Genomic DNA, 19,684 nt, shown 5'->3' with positions numbered 1-19,684 from the left:
CTCATTATAGCAAAGGATGGCGGTTGATGTGAATGAGGATGCGGTGATTAAGGCAGCCAAAAGAAAACTTAGTAAATGTAGAAGTCTCATGCGTCAATCTGGGAAGCGTTTATCTGATCTACAATCACCGTCCTTTGATGGTATGCCAAAGGGAACACCAAGTGGTAATCGTGTCGAAGATTCTATGATTAGAAGAATTGACGCAGAGAACTCATTAAGGGACATTATTGGCGCTATTAACATGTGTAGCGAACGAAGCAAAGAAATACTGTTCGATTTGTACTTTGATCTTGGCGATTACTCAGATACACAAGTGAGGATGAATGAAGGACGCACCGAAAGCACCTTTTACAGAAGCAAGCGGCAAGCATTATGGGAGTTTGCAGAAACTTATCATTTCGGTGAGATGCTGAATACTGCGAATAGTGAGCGAATTTTGACAGAAATTTGACAGGATTTTGAGCGAATAATGAACGGCACAGACCGTTTACAGGGGTTATATTGGTAACATCAAATAAGCAATAACCCCTCTTGAGCTAATCATATTCATCCAACACCACTCGCAATGGTTTTTGAAACGTTGGTAGTGTGAGGCCCGAAAAGTAGTAGACGCTATCCTAAATCGGACCAATGAGCCGGTTGGGGTAAGAAGACTAATGAGCTTTATGTGAGGTGCAAATCCTCACCGGTGACATTGTGCGCTTTAAACTTAACCAATAAGGATGCAGGAACATCCAATGCGCAGTTAACATTATTAAACGGCCACCTTGTGTGGCATTACATAATAGGCGGTTAGTCATTAGACTGGCCGCTTTTTGTGTGGAGGAGTGCAGACCTCGGTAAAAATAGTCGTGATGTATAATGGGGGTGTAAAAAAAATCACAAAGAACGAGGGTGTCATGAATGGGGCCACTACCAACGTTGCATGATTTTATTGGAATTCTACTAATTCTAAACTTTGCTTACATTTGTTTTCATTTAGCTTACTGGCACGTAAATAAGTTTAAAAAGTGGATTGATCACTTCTCACGTGCTGAAATATTTAATTGGGTATTTTTAGGGATTTTTATTTTTCAAAACGTTGTTGGAATTCTGTATGGCTTATATCGTGGAATAGGACACTAATTAATGGCAATTATTATAACCATTCTCATAGCTGGATTGATTACAGCAATGCTTCTAAAGATAGTCAGCAATAAATCTATGAATTTAAATTTGTTCTTCTTAGCTGTAGCAATTGGTGCGGCGATTCTAATTCATATTATAAATGCAATATTTAAATAACCTATATCTATTTAAAAAAATAAGTATTATAATAAATATGTAAACTTGAGGTGATAATTAAGGAGGTTCATTATGAATCGAGTTGTAAAAACGTTTTTATATGTGTTTTCTTTCGCTATTATTTTTTCTCTCATTGGTATTTCTGCTAAGGCTGATGTTACGCCGCTTCAAACTCCTAATCCAACTCCTGCTCTGCAAGCAACCGCAACAGATCCTAATAACTTAGGCGTTGTCACAATTGATGCGGGTGTTGTCGCTGGGCTACTTGCCGTAACCAAAGGGACACAAGACGGTACAATTGGAATGACGTATGTGACATTTGCTATTCCGACTTTCGCCTATAAAGAAACTATCCAAGTTTTAATCGATGGAAAAGCGTTGCATACTTTTACAGTGGACGGTAGTGCAGGCTGGGCAACAGGAACTGAGACCAGTATTCCGTTTGCTGCCACCGGTGGACACCATCAAATCGTTGTGAATGAAACTGGTTGGGCAACAATGCCTGCGGGACTTCCAGGTGCTGCGTCTGAATCCTTTGATTTTGTCTATTAAGTATTAAATTAAACAGCTGGCACTTATTAGCCTTCAAGTTTACGTGGAATTGAATATCTAATTCAGAAAGACGTTCGTTGTGATTAAAGAGATCACAGTGGGCGTTTTTGAGTCGGTTCGTTACCGTGGCGGAATAAGGTAGACGCTAGGTCTTGTATAATACTCGGTTATATAGATACGATAGTTACTCTTGACTAATGCAAGGTGCAAATCCTCACCGGTGACATTAATACTATTCAAGCGGTTAGTCATAACGACTGGCCGCTTTTCTGATGCAGCAGAAACACAGAGGAGTACAGATGGTTAAGACGACAGGCAAGGACGAGCAGAAAGATAAAATGACGCCCGAAGAAGTAACAGCAATGGTTAAAGACAATATTAGTAAAGAAGCCAATGCGCTACTAGGTCAGCTACAATGTTCGCTCAAACAGTTTGCTAGAGAGATTGGGACTACAAAACAAACAGTGCAACTGATTCTTGGCAATAACCATAAGCTCAAGCGTAATTGGTATGAGGCAGTTGAGATCAAACTTAAGGAGATTGCAGAAAAGAATGGGGTGAAACTCGCATGATTAAACGACATAACTAAGTTGAACAAAGCAGAGCGCGAGTGGCTATTACATTTTGTGTAACAACCTAAATTAACAGGAGGTGGCGATATGAAGCATAGACGACGTTGTTATCACACACAATCAGGCGTGAATTACCTAAGTAAAATTGAAGCATGTACGGAAGTGGTGAGGCTATGTACTACCGTGAGGGTGATCCATACACACAGGTGTCACCACAGTATGTGAGAGCTGTGGAAGGATACCAACAGTTCAGGAAGTTCTATCAACCTAGATCGGTGATCAGCACATGCCGGTAATGAGAGTATGCAAGGCTACTGGATGTCATAGGTCAGTGAGTGCGGATCAAGAGAACCCATACTGTAGTGAACATGCACAGTACTACCGTAAGCAACCAGTACACAAGAGTGCACAAGGTAAGCGTAGGTACAGTCAGTACAACAAGTATCGACGAGATAAGGAAGCTAATGCTTTCTATCATGATAAACACTGGTCACACCTAAGCGTTCAACTAAAGCGAGAAGCATACTTCACCTGTGAATGTTGTGGTCATACCTATGACAAGTCAGGGTACCTAGTGGTTGATCACATTACGCCAAGACGAGTGGACAAGCGCAAGCAACTAGACACTGATAACCTGTGGGTCATCTGTAAGAGGTGTCACTACTGGAAAGGTGAACTAGAAAAGGAAGTTTACAAGCCTAAAGCAACATTTGAGAACATTGATGCGTCAAAAAGATGGAACAAAGATGAATGTCAAAAATGGATTTTACAGAAGGAATCTCATTCAAATTCGGGACGTTCAGATGAAAAAGGGGCCCGCCCCCTTAACTAAATGAGAGAGCTCACACATGTGCGTCTCGCTCTCTGAAAATGCAGTAATTAAAAACTTTTGAAATGGGGGTGCTCATACGGCTAATACACGACACGCTGGGCGAAAGAAAAACCTGTCTATGACTGATAACACTAGGGCCGACCAGCGAAGACAAGGAGAGGCCTTTAAGGACGCTCAGTACAAAATTAAGGACTTACAGCTAACACCACCGGCTTATTTAGACCGTGTTTCAAAACAGTTATGGCGAGAAATCGTTCCTGAATTGTCAAAGCTCGGTTTGCTGAAACAAGTCGATAAAGTAAACCTTGAATTGTACTGTCAAACGTATTCAATTTATCGAACAGCGGTTGATAGTCTTGTTGAAAACAACAACGGGTATGTTGTAAATGAGAGCGGTATTCCGATTAAGAAGGGTCCGCAAATCATGGTTATTAGCGACTGTGCAAGAACGCTAAAAGCACTTGGCGCTGATCTTGGATTGAACTTTGATTCCAGAGAAGAACAGGTAACCGTTGTTAGGGCGTCAGAAAATAAAATAACCAGATTACAAGAAGCAAAGAGGGCAATTGATGTTGGTGCACAAGTATAACTTTGTAGAAGTTGAAGACGTTAAAGCTACAGTACAATCTGAAAAAGAAAACTACGGTGCGCTGCTAACGGAATATGCAGACCCAGGGACTAAATATGCCTATGAGGTTTTGTTTACTGACAAATATGTCACTGGCCGTGATGTTCAATTGGCATGTGTACGTCATTTTCAAGACTTGCTGAGACAAGGGCAAAAAGACTTCCCATACATCTACGACCAGAAATGGGTTGACGCTATCGAGTGGTTTGCAAGAAGTATTCCTGATCCTACTGATGCCAGTCAATTGATCGTTCCAATGGGTTGGCAATCATTTATATTGGATTCGTTGGTCGGTTGGCGAGGTACAGAAACCGGTAGTCGTTACCATACTGGTATTGTTTCTGTGGCGCGTGGCCAAGGTAAGACGTGGTTAGCCTCTATCCTGGTGAACTTCTATTATTTCATGATTGGGTGGAACGCTACTTCACAGGACTTTCTTATTGCTAGTTATGATAGCGATCACGCGAAAAAATTATTTGACTATGTATCCCTGCAAGCGAAAACGATTATCAACATGCAAGACTTCTCCAAAGAAGCAAGGGAAAGAGATGTGTCTGCGCAATCCTATCAGGTCATTGGCAGAAACAACAAGAACATCATTCGTGTAGGATCGTCACAGGCCGGCGGGTTCGATAGTAAACACAACCTGATAGCTGTCTATGATGAAATTGGCAACATGGACCCTAAATACAATGAATCAATCAATCAAATTACGTCTGGTCAGTCAAAACTTGTTAACCGATTGTTTCTTGAAATATCGACGGCATATCCCAATGTGAAAGTGAAGTTTAAGTCTGATCAAGAGAGCACTAGAAAACTAATCGAAGATGATTCTTCACGAGCTGGCGACAAAACATTTATGGTCATCTACGCGCAAGATGATGAGAATGAAGTTTTTGAACCAACCAGTTGGGAGAAATCGAATCCATTATTGGGGCTATCTGGTCAAGAAAAGCAATTAAGGCAGGCATTGATAGACTTGCGCGACAACCAGGAACGTGAAGGATCGTTAGCTTCATTTGCTAATAAGTCGATGAACATTTGGAGCCGCCAATTTCAAAATAGTTATCTTGGTTTGAGCACGATACGTAGCGGAATTGTAGATGACTTTGATATTAATCGAAGAGATGTGTTTATCGGTTTTGACGCAAGTCAGGTCAATGACAATACATCATTTGGGTTCATATTTCCGTATCGGTCTAAGCAAGGCGATAAGTTCTTTGCTAAGCAGTACAGTTTCATCCCATTTGCTAGAGCTAAGTCAATTGAAGCTAAGAGTAAGCAAGATGGATTAGATTACGTACAGCTTCAAGATCAGGGCTTTTGCGAAGTGACCAGGCAGCCTAGTGGCACCATTGACGAACAACAAGTTTGGGAGTGGCTGCTTAATTTTGTTAGAACTAATGAATTGAACGTCAAAGCAGTAGTTGCTGACCCTAACTTGGCTTCGTGGTTCCTAAAGAAGGTGCAATATTATGAGCCAAAGTGGCCTTATTTCTCACTCGCACCAACTTCTTTTAATCTATCTGAACCGACAAAGGATTTTCAGGTTAGATTTATCAATGGCGATGTAAAAGTTCTAAATGACCCGCTACTAATTGACGGATTGAATAATGCCATCATCAAAGAAGATAAAGGTGGCGCCATCAAGATTGATCGACAGAATCGCACAAGTGATCACATTGATACTTCAGACGCGTTAATTAACGCACACTCACAGGCTAAGTTCTTCTTTGAAGATTATCACGATGAAAATTACAATCCGTTAAATGACTTAAACAAAGCGGAACGGAAGCAGTATTTTAAATCAATGTTTGGAGGCTAGGAGGAAAGCATGGTAAAAACATTTTTTGAAATGTTAGCGAGTTTTTGGGCTAACTGGTTAGAAACAGTGCTATTTATTGGTGGGCTCACAATGATTGTCATTGCGGCCTATTTTTTTAACCTCATTGTCGGACTGTTTGCCACAGGATTAGCGATGGTGTTAGTGGCCAAAGCCCTGGTGCAAGAAAGGGGATGAGTTGAGTGGGGCTTGTGACACCAAACAATTATCATCGAAAAAAGGTCAGGGATATGGTTTATCCCAGCTCGGGAGGTGATTTCTACTGGTCAAGCGTGGGCGGAACACCGATTGCGTACGTAAATGCGGATAATGCTTTAAAAAACACCAATGTGTTTGCTGTTATTAACCGAATCGCGAGTGATGTCGCCTCTGCTCATTTTAAAACTGAAAATCATGCAGCACTTAATCGACTAGAGAGCCCAAGCAGGCTAATTAGTCGATTTTCTTTTTGGCAAAGCATTTTGATTCAGCTTTGCCTATCTGGTAATGCATATGTGCCGCTAATTGGCGGTAATTTAGAGCATTTACCGCCTGCTGATGTGCAACTGGACTATTTGCCAGGTAATACAGGCATAGTTTATTCAGTAATGGAGAATAATGAACGCCCAAAGCTAACACTAAGAGACGATCAAATGCTTCATTTTCGACTGATGCCAGACCCAGATTATCGCTTTTTGATTGGGCGATCCCCATTAGACAGTTTAGGTGATGCTTTGACGGTTGCCAAGAAGACGATGGATTCTAATTTAAAATCATTAAACAATCAAATTAATGCAGCTGGTAAATTAAAAATTACCGGTATGCTCAATGACGACTTAGATCCGTCTGATGCTCGTAACGCTTTCGAAGAAGCCAACGCAGGAGATAATGCAGGCCGACTAATGGTTTTGCCTGATGGATTTGATTATTCCGAGTTCCAGATGAAGGCTGACGTCTTTAAGGCATTGAATGAAAACGCCAGTTTCTCGGCTGATCAAATTTCAAAAGCGTTTGGTGTTCCCAGTGATATGTTGGGCGGTGGAACCTCAACCGAAAGCCAGCACAGCAACAGTGACCAAATAAAGGCACTGTACTTATCTAATTTAAATACGTACGTTCATCCAATCCTGGATGAGTTGAAACTGAAATTGCACGCCCCAGACCTTGATCTAGACATTAAGGACATGTTAGACGTAGATGATTCGACAATGATTGGTCAGATTAATGATTTAGTCACGTCAAAGGCGTTGAGCCCTAATCAGGCACAGTGGATGTTGCAACGCTCTGGCTTTTTGCCTAATGGTTTGCCAGAGTACGACGCAAATTGGGAAGGAGGGACAAAGAATGGCAATTAAAGTAAACGGCACGATTACAAATGATGATGATGCACCTATCTATCGTGATTGGTTTGGACAGACGGTTGTGTCACCCGCAGATGTAATCAACGAATTACCGGAAGATGGTTCAGATGTAGTTGTTGAAATTGCTTCAAATGGTGGCGAAGTGGACCCGGCAACAGCAATGTGCACTGCGTTAAGGCAGTATTCAGGCAATGTAACCGTCCAAATTGTGGCTAATGCTTATTCAGCGGGCACAATTGTGGCTATGGGTGCTGATAAGGTTCAGATGGCGCCAGGAGCAAAAATGATGATTCATAACGCTTCTGGTGGTGCTGATGGCAATTATCACGACATGGAACATGCTTCTAATATGTTACAGGTTACCAATAAGGCAATCGCCAACATGTATGCAGCCAAAACTGGGAAACCAGTGCAAGACTGGCTAGATTTAATGGATCAAGAAAAATGGATAGATGCCAATGAAGCCATTGAGTTAGGGTTGGCGGACGAAATCCAGGATTTTGCACCAGTTACTAATTCAGTAGGGTCACTTAATGCTAGTTATCAGTCAGTACAAAAGATTAAGGCGTTAGTCGCCGAAAATACAAAACTAAAACAAACACAGAATCGCCAACCTAGTACACACGAAAAACTCGTGCAAGCTAAGCTGGCTATTTTTAACGGAGGAATGTAACAAATGAATAAAGATCAATTACAGGCACTATTCAACAAGGTAAGCGCTAAGGCTTCAGATCTCAACGCACAAATGCAAGTAGCAATTCAATCAGATGACTTTGATGAAGAAAAGTTCACAAAAATGAATGACGAATTAACGGCTACTAAGGCCCGTCGTGACGCAATCGAAGATCAAATTAATTCATTACCAGAAACTAAGCCAGCAGATCATGAAACAATTGATGAACATCAAGGAACAAAAATTCCAGGTTCTGGGCACGAGACGACGATTGAACGCCAAAAGGCTGGCATTAATGATTTCATTCATTCACACGGTACTAAGGTCTCTGATGATGTTTCCGCACAACAGATTTCTTCAAAAGAAGTTGGCGTGCTTATTCCAACACAGATTATTTATGATCCAACCGCAGAAGTTAATTCAGTAGTCGATTTATCAACGCTGGTTAATAAGACTTCCGTTACCACTCCAAAGGGGACTTATCCAATTTTGAAGCGTGCAACAGATCGATTCAGCTCTGTTGACGAATTAAAGGAAAACCCAGCACTAGCAGAGCCTCAATTTGATGAAGTTGATTGGTCTGTAGCAACTTATCGTGGTGCAATTCCTCTTTCTGAAGAAGCCATTGCAGACACACAAGTTGATTTAACAGCATTAGTCGGACAATCCATTAATGAAAAGTCAATCAACACGTATAACGCCATGATTGCTCCGGTGTTACAAGGATTCACTGCTAAGGCTACAACTGCTGAAACCTTAATTGACGACTTGAAGGGCATTTTAAACGTTGCGCTTGATCCAGCATACACGCGCTCAATGGTTGTTACCCAATCACTATTCAACACCCTTGATACGTTGAAAGATAAGAATGGCCGGTACTTGCTTCATGATGGCAACGATTCAATCGCTGCAGGCACTTCAAAAGGTACTTTGCTTGGTGTACCTGTGTTCGTCGTCGGTGACACATTGCTGGGTAGTGCTGCTGGTGATCAAAAGGCGTTTATCGGTGACTTGAAGCGGGCCGTCTTGTTCACAGACCGGCAACAAGTGACCCTAGCTTGGGAAGAAAGCAAGGTTTATGGCCGGTATCTTGGTGCAGCCTTCCGGTTTGGTGTAGAGGCTGCTGATAAGAATGCAGGTTACTTTGTAACTGTCACTGCGCCAGCGAGCAAATAGTGCCGGTTCTAGCGAAGATGATGCAAAAGCTAGTAAATAATTAGGAGGTAGCAGCCATGGCTGATGAAGAAGCAATCGGCGTGACAGTTGCTAATATGCAGCAGTATTTAAACGTTGACGGAGATGACGAAATACTGCAGCAGTTAATCAATATGGCTGAGGAAGATGTTATGGGCGCAATAGATGACATGATTGACGTTAAAAAATATCGAAAATTCGAACGATTCAATCAAGCCGTCCGTGTGCTTGTAGACTTTACGTACTTTGGCCGTGGTGAGTTAACTACGACTGGCTTAGCGTATCCGCCAAGCTACCTTTATATGATTAATGGGATACGCTGGAAGATTCGGAGGCAATAACGTGAAAATAACGGTCAGCCGATTAAACAAAACAGTTAGTTTCGGTCATACTGAGCGTGTCGAAAATGATGGAAGCGGCGATTATGACATTGTTGTTGTTCCTGATTTTAAGGTGCATTGTGCCTTATACAATCGCACGTTTGCTCAAGACTACCAGTTAATGGGGACTGAGCTTGAAGACACAATTGTATTGGCAGTAAGAAGTGACCAGCGAATTAATAAATCGTTAAAAGCAAGCTTTGATGGCAATGATTACGATTTGCCAGATGTGTCGAAAGACGCTTCAGGAATGCCAGTTGGTTATGACCTGGTCACGCTTAAATTGAGAAAGAAAGTCAGGTAACTAAAGTGAGTTTGTCAGATGATTTGGAAGGCTTTATTAGCCAGGCCGAAAAGTTGATTCCTGATACAGCCACAAAGTCAAAAATGACCGGGGCCGGAGCGAAGGTTTTTGAAAGTGATCTGCGGAATGCTACAAAAGGCAAGCATTATACCAATCATAAGGACGTCAAAGAACCACATTTAGCTGATGCCGTGATGAGCCAAAACACCGATATGGATGGCGAGAAAAATGGTTCTAGTGTGGTTGGTTTTGGCAGAAAAGCTTATATTGCTAGATTTCTGAACGATGGGACTAAGTCGATTCATGGCGATCACTTTGTTGACAATGCCCGAAGAGAGTCTGAACAAGCAATTTTCGAGGCTCAAAAACAGGTCTATGATGACGAAATTGGCGGTGACAAGTAATGGAATTGCCCGCAATTACAGGTCAAAAGTTAATTAAATCAGCAAGTTTAGACTGGATTGGTAATGTTTATCGCACTTCAATTCCCGATGACGTAATCGGGAACACCAATACTACAGACGTATTGGTAACAGAGTATTTAAACGAACCTGCACGATATGGTAACAGCCAATTCAAGGGCTGGTCCATTGGCGTTGAGGTTCAAATATTTTACAAAGATCACTTAGATCATGAATTTAACATGATGGGGGCAGAAATTGGATTGGCTAAACTATTTGAGAAAAATGGTTGGTCAGTCTCACAATCAAGAGACCACATCAAAGACCCAGACACCAGACAGATGTCGAAGGTCTTTTATTTTACAAAAAATTTGAATTTAACGGAGGAAGATTTACATGGCTAACGGAAGTACAAGTTTTCATGGTATTAAAGGGATCACCTTTGGGGTGAATGATGATTTGGGGATGCTAGTAACAGATCCATCAAAAGGCGGCGTTGGTACAGATGGTATTGAATTGGTCGATGGCGATGGTCAAGGTGCAACAACTGCTAATATCACAGGACTTGAAGCCAAGGGGACCATTCAGTGGGCCAATAACAAAGCTAAGCGTGAATCACATGGTAAGTCCGCACCAGAAGTAGCAATTACAATGCTCGACATGGGTCACAAATTGTTGCAGACACTTAAAGGCTATGACAGTGACGGAAAGGGTGGTTACACGCTCCGGGGTGGCAACAAGCCGCACGTCGCGATGCTAATTTGTTCTACTGGTTTTGACGGTAATGACTACTACGAAGGGTTTGCCAACGGTGAATTAATTGAAGCGGGCCATAACCACGGTACTGATAACGCAAATGAAACGGATGCAAATACTACATTGAGTTATGCAGCATTGACACCATTAAAGGACGATGTCTTTCTTGATAGCAAAGGCAATCAACAACCATTCAAGACTTGGTCATCTGCTGAAGAAGGGTTCGACAAAGCAGCAATGTACGCAGAGGTCTTTGGTGGCTACGTATTAAAAGCTGGAACAAAGACTGATAGTGGTGCATCAAACACAGATACAACCACGGTTCACTAGTAGAAAATAGACAGAGACGACTTGATATGAGACGAAAGTAGGACGCTATTAGGCGCTTTTAGTAAATAAGGAGATTTGGACCGTATGACAATTAAATTAAAAGCAAAAGAGATCGGCATTAATAAGCTTATCGAAGTAAAACCAACCATTTCTGTAGTCGATATGGCAGACGAAATGATGATTAAACTTTTACAAATGGATGAAGACGATGCCCGTGAAGAAGTTGAGGAAGCGAAAACAGAGAAAGACAAGAAAGAACTAACACCAGAGGAGCAAAAATCCTTAGATAAGAAAGATCGGTTAAACATGGTTAAATCAATTCAGAAAGAACGCGATTTTACCAAGGAATCCTTCGATTTTCTTCAAACAATTCTGAAACTGACAGATAAACAGGTCGATCATGCCAAAGAATCAATTGAATTTGATGGCTTAGGTGAGTATTTGATGTACGTCATTGGTCGTATTAAGGGCCGTTCTGATGCTGATTTCGAACTTGATAAGAAGGTTGAAGCTGAAAAGGCTAAGTCTGAAGACCCAAAAAAAGGTTAGTCCGGTTACATCAAGCCATCAAAGAACTAAAAAACGAGCATGAGGACATGGGCTTGCTAAAGAAACGGTTACTTTTTGAATCAGGTGTTACACCAAAAGATATCGATGATGAAGATTATTTCAAATTTATGGAAGTGTTGGCGGCTAAAGAGCGTGATGAACGTCCAGTTGATCCAGCCGATGCGTTTAAACAAATGAACGGAGGTGCATAGTTGGTAAAAGTTCAAAATGAAATGGCGACAAAGATTGCTATAGACACTGTCAGTGCTACTAGCAGTATGAGCGGGCTAACTAATGCTGTCCGTTCCGGTATAAATGCATGGAAGGCTGATGAAGTCGCTTTAAAATCTGTTGGTGACAGTATGGGCGCGGCTCAAGCTAAATTTGATGGTCTGGGCAATGTAATTGATCTTCAAAAGAAAAAGATTGATGAACTGCGTACTCGTCAAGAAGGCTTAGACACTGCTAACAGACAAGATGCTGAAACGTACCTTAAACTTCAAAATCAGATCGACGGTGCTACACGGCAGTTAGCTTCATATGAAGCACAGCAAAACCATTCTAAACAATCTCTGGAGTATTACACCAGCGGATTATCAGATCTGCAACGTGGCTACAAAATGGCGTCCGAGGCGTCAGAAGCACACGCCAATCGATTGATAGCAGAGGGTCACGCGTCTGACGCTGAAAAAGAAAAGCTGAATGGCCTTAATTCTGCCATGAAGAATCTGACTGAACAGCAGAAGCTTCAAGAAACTGAATTAGAAAAGATTGCTCATGAATCAGGCACTTCAAGTGAGGCGTACAGTCGGCAGAAAATCCGTATTGATGAGACTGCTAAAGCGTATGCTGAAGCGAAAAGCTCTGCCAAATCTCTTGAAGAAACCATTTCTAGGGAGCCAACCACATGGTTTGGAAAGGTTAGCAATGGCGTTAAATCTTTAAGAGGTGAGACGGAGCATGCTGAAAAAACTACTCGTAGTTTCCGTGACGTGATGACTGGCACCTTTGTTGGCGGATTAGCTTCGAGTGGTATTCAAGCGTTAACTGGAAAAATTCACGAGGCTATTCAGGCCGGTGCTGACTTTAATAAAGAGCAAGATACCATGAAGACGGTATGGCACTCTCTGACTACCGAGGCCCCTCGTGATGGGCAGGTATTGATTGATTACATCAATAAACTGGGCCAATCAACTATCTACTCGACTGATACGATCAATAAAATGGCCCAGTCGTTCTATCACGTGCATAGCAATGTGACTGAAACTAAGAACTGGACCAACTCTTTCGTAGCGTTGGGTTCAACGTTACATATGACTAATGACGCATTAGCTGAATCTGGCGAACAGTTCGCTAAAATTGTTGCCGGCGGTAAAGCGTCACAAGAAGATTTAAATGTCATGATTAATCGGTTCCCAATGTTCGGCGAAGCCATCCAAAAGGCAACCGGAAAGTCCATGAAGGAACTGCAACAAATGTCGTCTCAAGGGAAGTTAAGTGCTAAAGAGTTCGAAGAAGCGCTTGATTACTTGGGCAAGAAATACAAGACGGGTACTACCGAAGCCATGACGTCCTATCAGGGGATGTCGATGTACCTTTCTAGTCGCACTTCAAAGTTGTTTGGGGACATTGAAAAATCATCGTTTAGTATGAGTAAATCCGTTAAAAGTGACTTGCTCAAATTGACGTCTGATAAATCGATGGAAACCTATGCAAATGGAATTTCTGCTGGCATCAGTACGATGACTGCTGGTGCTACTAAGGCCTTAGATTATATTGCCAAACATAAAGATGATTTGATGGGCATTGCTAAAAGCATTGCCACGATTGCCAAGTTATTATTCGATGGTGCTTGGGGTGTCGTTAGCGGCACGATTAATGCAATCGGATCAGCATTTGGTGTAATGGGTGGGCAATCCAAAAAAAGCCAAGACCCGATTAAGACATTGAATAAACTGCTTGGTGGCTTAGCTAAGCATGAAAATGTAATTAAGGGTGTTGGCGGTGCTTTAGTAGCGGCTTTTGCAACAGCAAAGTTAATGAGCGGTGTGACTGCGTTAGCTAAAGGGATCGGTGCTGTTACAGCTGGCATCAAAGGTGTTAAGACCGCAGAAGAAGCGCAAATAATCACCCAACAGGCACTGAATGTAGCCATGAAAGCAAATGTGTTTATCGCGATTGCCTCTGCCGTTATTGCACTGGGTGTTGCTCTATTTGAGCTGTATAAGCACAATAAAAAGTTCCGTGACTTCGTTAATGGCATTGGTAAGGTCGTAAAGAACGTTTTCAAGGGGATAGTAAAAGTTGTTGGTAATGCTTTTAAAACAATCGGTAAATTATTTACTGGTGATCTCGGCTGGGAAAAAGCAATAAGTAAACAGCTTAGTAACGTTGGCAAGTCTTTTCAAAAAGGCTGGAAATCATTTACTAATGTCGTTGGTAAGCTATTTAAGGGACTAGGCAAGGCTATGATTATAGCTATTGCGTTTCCTGTTGGTTTAGCAATGATTCTGTTAAAGCCACTTGTTAAGATCTTTAGCAACGTCATTAGCGAGATTGGCAAATGGTGGTCGAAAAACATTAGTAAGCCATTTGAAGATGGCTTTAAAAAAGTCGGTAAATCAGTAGGCGGCTGGTGGAGCAGTAACATCTCTAAACCTGTTGGTAAAGGATTAGGGGATATCGGCCATAGCATTTCGGATGGATGGAATTCCTGGAATAAAACTCAAGCTTCCTGGGCCAAGCCGATGGCGAAATATTGGCAATCGCACTGGGATAACATGAACAAATATCTGGGATCCAAGTGGAACGACATGTCTTCTACTACTGGAAAGTGGTACGACAACACTAATAAATCCTTTGGAAACTGGTCCAGTAATTTCAAAAAAAGCTGGGGTACTCACTGGGACAATACGCGAAATTCACTTTCCGATCATTGGAACGATATGTATAACAACAGTGATGTTTTTGGAAAGTCGTTACACGGATGGCTAGATACTTTTACAAGCACCTTTCAGAAAAATTGGAAAGGATTTGGAGACGCTCTCGGCGACATTTGGAACTCTGCCTGGAAGAGTATTAAGAATATTGCACACGACGCTATGAAAGGCGTTGTGGACATTATTAACACCGGTATTAATGGGATTGATGATGTTATTCATCTGTTTGGGGGCGATGCCAAAGCAATTTCCCCAATTAAATTTGCTAACGGTACAGCTAATGGTCGAGTTACACACAACATGATCGCCATGTTGAACGATGGACACGATAGTCCTGAAACCGGCAATAAAGAAATGATCGTTAAAGCTGATGGCCGTAAACAAATTGTCCAGGGTCAAGATGTATTGGCGCCGCTAGAAGCCGGTGATGCTGTTGTTAAAGCCAGCGATACTCGGGATTATATGTACGCACAGGGTGTTTATCATTTTGCCGATGGTACAGGGCTTGGGGATAGCATTAAGTCATCTGTCGGTGGGGCAGCCAACTGGGTTGGTGATAAGGTCGGTGATGTCGAGAAGTGGATCGGCGACAAGACTAAAGCCGTTACCGAGTTCTTTAAAAATCCAGTTAAGAAGGTCACAGAGGTATTTGACCATTATATTAGCGGATTTAAGAAGATGACACCTTTTACCAGTGCATTTGCTCCATCCGGTGGTCATTACATTATTAAACAGGGAGAAAAGTGGTTTAAAAACCTGTTTGACAAGTTGAACGAAGACCTAAGTGCTCCCGCAGGTTCAGGCGTCGAACGTTGGCGCGACCAGGTAAAGAAAGCGTTGGAAATGAATGGTCTTTCAACAGATGACAGCATGGTCAACCGTGTTCTTAGACAAATTCAAACGGAATCAGGCGGGAACGAAAAAGCAAAACAACCAGGCGCCGATCCAGATGGTGATGGATCTGGTCCTGCCCTTGGATTAATGCAAACCAAAATGGCAACATTTTTGGCAAATGCATTCCCAAATCATAAAAATTGGCAAAATGGTTTTGATGATATTCTTGCCGGATTGAATTATGCGAAAAAACGGTATGGTAATAATCTGTCGTTTTTAGGTAACGGTCACGGTTATGCCAATGGTGGATTTGTTTCGCAAAATCAGCTTATCGAAGTTGCCGAAGGTAACAAAAAAGAAGCGATCATTCCGATGGATATAACTAAGCGAAGCAGAGCTAATCAGTTATTGATGGAAGTCTTGGGAATGTTTGCTAGTGAAGACCAGCAAAACGACTATCAGGGATCGAAGGAACGAAATGATGGTGCAAATCAAGATACTGCTGTTGTAAAGCTCATGCAGAAAAACAATACGCTATTAGAGCAAAACAATACGCTAACAAATACGCTGATTAGCATTGTTAGCGCATTGGGAATTGATATGCCTAGTCTTGCCAATCACATGAGCAATTACCAAGCACTACGAGATTTTCAAGGGTCTTAGAAAGGTTGATTAAATGGGATTAGGACATTTGTTTATTCAGAAAAGAGGGCAGCCAGAGATTGATCTGGCTGCCTCAGTTAGTTCTATTGACGTCTTAAAAATTGATTATGGATCACCGCAACTCACACCACAGTATCTAACGCTGCCAGGTTCAGATGGTGAGCAGATTCAGACAGTGAATTTCAATCCTTCAACTGTAACGGCCCATTTAAACCTTGAAGAGGGATCTGCTGAGGGTTTTAGCGTTGCGATGGATGATGTCTATCGTTTGTTGATGTCAAGAGAGTTGATTCGGATACGCGACGGTGTTGAGCCCTTTAAATGTGCGTATGTTATTCCCAAACCGTTCGACGTATCGCAAGCAGATGGCATGTATGATACGGCTTTCGATGTCCAATTTGATAATCCATATGGATTTCGTTTTAGTTTGAAAAATTCAGATGATATTTTTAGTCAAGATGAGCTTATAGGGCTGGGAATGCACTTGCCTTTACGAGAAGTTCCTTTCAACTTTTTGAGCAATAACTTTAACGTTTACAATCCAAGCGACGTAGCCATTGATCCTTATATAAATCGTCATCAGGTTAAAATTACAGTTAAAGGCAGTGGAGCGTTCACACTAACAAACACAACGAATAACACCAGTATCCAATGTAAGCATGTGTTAACGAATACAGATACGTTTGTGCTTGATGGTGTTCGATCGTATTTAAATGGTAATTCAATTGGATCAGAAACAGATTTTGGACACTTGCAACTTGAACAAGGAAACAATCAGATTGCGATAACAGGCTTGAACAATCCAAACGTGACGTTTAGTTTTCCGTTTATTTATTTGCGATGAACACAAAAGATAAAATCGTTATTCAGGACTCTAAACGCCTGTACACAGAGATCTTGGCTAACGTTGATTTTGATAGTTTTGAAAAAACATGGCAAAAAAACAGTGAACTTCAACTCGACTTTACGGCTTATGATGATTCATCAATAGCTTTTGATTTATTAGAGGTAGAGAGCTCTGTTTGGTATGACAGCCAAGAATACATCACTAAACAGGTTACGGATGACTTTAAAGACGGTCAACGAATTAAGACGGTGACCGCTACACACGTCTTTTATCAATTGAATTACCGACGGCAACGGAATAAAAAGGATGGCGCTCAATCGTATTCCATTAATTCTGCGTTGGATTTTCTATTAGATGGTTTAAATACTGGATGTTCTTATCAAATTAATGGTGAATTTGGCAACCAAACGTTAACTGACTTCGGGAATTGCTCTCTAAGCGACGGATTGAGCACCATTATGGAAAACTTCCACGTCTACGCATATTACCCCGACAACTACGTTATTAATATTTACGACGAAAAGAATTTTACGCACGATACTGATAACGTCTTTAGATATCGGAATAATACAGAAGAAGTTCAAATGCAGTACGATTCAACAACCATTGTAAATACTGTGATGGCCTCATCATCAGTTACGCGCGATGTAACAAATACAACGACGACCGGAGGCAATGGGCAGGATAAGATTGAAGCCATGATTAACTGGGGCGAACAGCAAAAAGGTGCTAGTTATTCGATGGCTGCTAGAACGGGGCCAAACTCGTTCGATTGTTCTGGCTTTGTCTGGTCTTGTATGAAAGCAGCTGGCTTTAGCGTCTTAGATTATGCCTGGGCAACGCCCTACATGGACAGTGATGTCACAGGCGCACACACCTATTTCGATCAGATCGATTTGAACGATGCGCAACGTGGTGACGTAGTTGTTACTGGTGGTGCAAATGGTGGCGGTGCAAATGGGCACACTTTCATTTTGCTGGAGAAGTTCCGTGGCGATGACACAAAGGTATTACAGTGTTCATATCCAGCAGGAGTGAATGACACAGGGACTTATCAATATGCCTCTGTTGACGGTCAAGTAGTAGTTGGACGACCTAAGGGGGTGACTGAATCTAGTACTGAATCAGAAACAACCCAGGTTCCTGTATTCGATCCTTTTATTGTTGTAAACGATGACAGCGTTACACGGTGGGGTGAACGTGATGGAGATGATGTTAGTTCTGATTCAATTGATAATCCTGATGCCATGAAGGCCTACGCACTTAGTCAGATGCAAAGTGAACCGAGTTCAACGATTACGTTAACGCTGGCAAGTAATGAAGTCCCTAACCCTGGCGATAAGTGGACGTTACAGGTATTGACTGCTGACTACCAGACAATCGTTGAAACCGTCGCAATTCAATCATTTCCGTTTAGTCGTAAACCAGCACAAATCACTCTTAATAATTTACGTCGTAATTTCTTTGATGGTCTGTCAGCCAATCAAAGACAGATTACCAGTATTAAGGATGGGTTAGTGAAAATTAAAGACAGTACAAACGAAGCTCTCTATACTAACGCGATGATCACAGATCAAGATACTATCCAGGCGTTGCAAGAAATGGGAGGTGGATCGTAATGTCAATGAGCGTGCAAGAAGCCGTTAAAATTTTGGTTCCGTTACTTTGGGACACGAAAACTCATGAAGCTAGAGTTTACACGAAGGGTGAAGTAGATGCGTTAATTAAGCAGGTTACGGCGTCTATTCCTTCCAATTCAGTAACCATTGATGATGTTAAGAATGCCATCAATAACGCAATTGGTAAGATCGTAATTCCGGTGACCACTTGGGCCAGTATTCCAGATAAGCCGGATGTGGCAACCAAAGCGGATGTAGCTACCGCAGTCGGTGCAGTCAAGGTTCCTGACGTAAGTGGCTTGGCCAAACAGTCAGACCTTGCATTAACTCAAAAGTATGGGTTACCTGTAAATTACTGGATTAACAAAACGCAGACAGTTGGTAAGTCATTAGATTCTAGTGGCCTGCCGACGGTTAGTAATGCTAAGGCAATCACTTCTGATTTGATTTCCTACGATTCAACGGCGCAGTTAGTCTGTGTTGGCTGGGGCGCTGAACCTAATGATCAGTTGACTGTGGCTTACTTTGACGCCAACAAAAAGTATTTAAGCTCAACCATCTGGACCATCACGGCTAAAGGCACCGGTGACCGCCCCCGGTCAATCATCGAGTTCTATAAATATGCAGTTGCTTCCACAGCCTACATTCGGATTAGTTGCGGGTACAGCGATTCACCACAATGCATGGTTGTTAGCGCTGTTTTTGAGCAGCACGATTTTGTGCCAGCTTTAGCCGATTTGGAAGACAACCAATATCCACTTGTGACAGATTTATCTGCCAACGTTACGCCATTTAATGCCAATTGGCAGGTTGGCAGCGCGGTGGCGGAGGAAGTTCGTTTGTCAGCTAATAGTGGCTATTTAAAGGTCAACGCAGCGATTTTAAGTGCTAGTGAACAAGCTGCCAATGTCCAATGGGATGCCATTAATGTTACCGGCTTGACGGGTACACCTAAGCTAGCAGTTGATAAAGTGGTCGGCATTGGTGTGAGCCAAGTTAACGCCGGGGTTGGTAACGTGGTGATGTCTGGTTTAGTTACGGGCGGTGTGACGTTAGGTGCCACATACATGTTCAGTGTTAGTAGCAATTTCCCACGGGCGATTGACGCGCGGATTCCACTTAAATACTAGAGAGGGGGTGTAGT

At 42.1% G+C, this 19,684-nt stretch carries 21 protein-coding genes; all 21 read left to right on the top strand.

Going from position 1 to position 19,684, the window contains the following annotated elements:
- Positions 1-28: 28 nt before the first annotated feature.
- The 21 genes from ACRYI5_RS03330 (at position 29) to ACRYI5_RS03230 (ending at position 19,670) form a co-directional block, all read left to right on the top strand.
- Positions 29-451: an ArpU family phage packaging/lysis transcriptional regulator gene (locus tag ACRYI5_RS03330; RefSeq protein ID WP_448224262.1), complete on the top strand. Its 423-nt coding sequence runs from the start codon at positions 29-31 to the stop codon at positions 449-451.
- Between the two features lie 905 nt (positions 452-1,356).
- On the top strand, positions 1,357-1,836 hold the full coding sequence (locus ACRYI5_RS03325) for a hypothetical protein (RefSeq protein WP_448224261.1): 480 nt from the start codon (positions 1,357-1,359) through the stop codon (positions 1,834-1,836).
- A 299-nt stretch (positions 1,837-2,135) separates the two neighbouring features.
- Entirely contained in the window at positions 2,136-2,408 is a 273-nt protein-coding gene (locus tag ACRYI5_RS03320; RefSeq protein WP_448224260.1) for a hypothetical protein, read from the top strand.
- 286 nt (positions 2,409-2,694) lie between these two features.
- Positions 2,695-3,240 (top strand): HNH endonuclease, encoded by a 546-nt coding sequence (locus tag ACRYI5_RS03315; RefSeq protein WP_448224259.1) that lies wholly within the window; start codon positions 2,695-2,697, stop codon positions 3,238-3,240.
- A gap of 118 nt (positions 3,241-3,358) precedes the next feature.
- Entirely contained in the window at positions 3,359-3,829 is a 471-nt protein-coding gene (locus ACRYI5_RS03310) for a phage terminase small subunit P27 family (RefSeq protein ID WP_448224258.1), read from the top strand.
- Positions 3,816-5,693 (top strand): terminase TerL endonuclease subunit, encoded by a 1,878-nt coding sequence (locus ACRYI5_RS03305; RefSeq protein WP_448224307.1) that lies wholly within the window; start codon positions 3,816-3,818, stop codon positions 5,691-5,693. Before ACRYI5_RS03310 ends, ACRYI5_RS03305 begins: the two co-directional genes overlap by 14 nt.
- A 9-nt stretch (positions 5,694-5,702) precedes the next feature.
- Positions 5,703-5,888: a hypothetical protein gene (locus tag ACRYI5_RS03300; protein ID WP_407881235.1), complete on the top strand. Its 186-nt coding sequence runs from the start codon at positions 5,703-5,705 to the stop codon at positions 5,886-5,888.
- Between the two features lie 5 nt (positions 5,889-5,893).
- On the top strand, positions 5,894-7,045 hold the full coding sequence (locus tag ACRYI5_RS03295; protein WP_407881236.1) for a phage portal protein: 1,152 nt from the start codon (positions 5,894-5,896) through the stop codon (positions 7,043-7,045).
- Entirely contained in the window at positions 7,035-7,724 is a 690-nt protein-coding gene (locus ACRYI5_RS03290; protein ID WP_448224257.1) for a head maturation protease, ClpP-related, read from the top strand. The genes ACRYI5_RS03295 and ACRYI5_RS03290 overlap by 11 nt, the downstream gene beginning before the upstream one ends.
- A gap of 3 nt (positions 7,725-7,727) precedes the next feature.
- Positions 7,728-8,900 carry a phage major capsid protein gene (locus ACRYI5_RS03285; protein WP_448224256.1) on the top strand — a complete coding sequence of 391 codons (1,173 nt, stop codon included), beginning with the start codon at positions 7,728-7,730 and terminating at the stop codon, positions 8,898-8,900.
- A 56-nt stretch (positions 8,901-8,956) separates the two neighbouring features.
- The gene (locus ACRYI5_RS03280; RefSeq protein WP_448224255.1) at positions 8,957-9,259 is read left to right on the top strand and encodes a head-tail connector protein; all 303 of its coding nucleotides are present in this window, start codon (positions 8,957-8,959) and stop codon (positions 9,257-9,259) included.
- Between the two features lies 1 nt (position 9,260).
- Complete coding sequence (locus ACRYI5_RS03275; RefSeq protein WP_448224254.1) at positions 9,261-9,602, top strand: phage head closure protein; 342 nt, start codon at positions 9,261-9,263, stop codon at positions 9,600-9,602.
- Positions 9,603-9,607: 5 nt separating this feature from the next.
- On the top strand, positions 9,608-10,006 hold the full coding sequence (locus ACRYI5_RS03270) for an HK97-gp10 family putative phage morphogenesis protein (protein ID WP_407881245.1): 399 nt from the start codon (positions 9,608-9,610) through the stop codon (positions 10,004-10,006).
- Entirely contained in the window at positions 10,006-10,407 is a 402-nt protein-coding gene (locus ACRYI5_RS03265; RefSeq protein ID WP_448224253.1) for a DUF806 family protein, read from the top strand. The genes ACRYI5_RS03270 and ACRYI5_RS03265 overlap by 1 nt, the downstream gene beginning before the upstream one ends.
- Positions 10,400-11,089: a phage tail protein gene (locus ACRYI5_RS03260; protein ID WP_407881248.1), complete on the top strand. Its 690-nt coding sequence runs from the start codon at positions 10,400-10,402 to the stop codon at positions 11,087-11,089. Before ACRYI5_RS03265 ends, ACRYI5_RS03260 begins: the two co-directional genes overlap by 8 nt.
- 84 nt (positions 11,090-11,173) lie before the next feature.
- On the top strand, positions 11,174-11,638 hold the full coding sequence (locus ACRYI5_RS03255) for a phage tail tube assembly chaperone (protein ID WP_448224252.1): 465 nt from the start codon (positions 11,174-11,176) through the stop codon (positions 11,636-11,638).
- A 47-nt stretch (positions 11,639-11,685) separates the two neighbouring features.
- Complete coding sequence (locus ACRYI5_RS03250; RefSeq protein WP_448224251.1) at positions 11,686-11,850, top strand: hypothetical protein; 165 nt, start codon at positions 11,686-11,688, stop codon at positions 11,848-11,850.
- Positions 11,851-16,074, top strand: coding sequence for a tape measure protein (locus tag ACRYI5_RS03245; protein WP_448224250.1), 4,224 nt, complete (start codon positions 11,851-11,853; stop codon positions 16,072-16,074).
- Positions 16,075-16,087: 13 nt separating this feature from the next.
- A complete protein-coding gene (locus tag ACRYI5_RS03240) occupies positions 16,088-16,918 on the top strand; it encodes a phage tail domain-containing protein (protein WP_448224249.1) in 831 nt (276 codons plus the stop codon).
- Positions 16,915-18,540 (top strand): phage tail protein, encoded by a 1,626-nt coding sequence (locus ACRYI5_RS03235; RefSeq protein WP_448224248.1) that lies wholly within the window; start codon positions 16,915-16,917, stop codon positions 18,538-18,540. The genes ACRYI5_RS03240 and ACRYI5_RS03235 overlap by 4 nt, the downstream gene beginning before the upstream one ends.
- Entirely contained in the window at positions 18,540-19,670 is a 1,131-nt protein-coding gene (locus ACRYI5_RS03230; protein WP_448224247.1) for a hypothetical protein, read from the top strand. Before ACRYI5_RS03235 ends, ACRYI5_RS03230 begins: the two co-directional genes overlap by 1 nt.
- Positions 19,671-19,684: the final 14 nt, after the last annotated feature.

Source organism: Furfurilactobacillus sp. WILCCON 0119 (genome assembly GCF_053471565.1).
The sequence above is the reverse complement of the archived record's forward strand: the minus strand, read 5'-3'. Positions and strand labels throughout refer to the sequence as shown.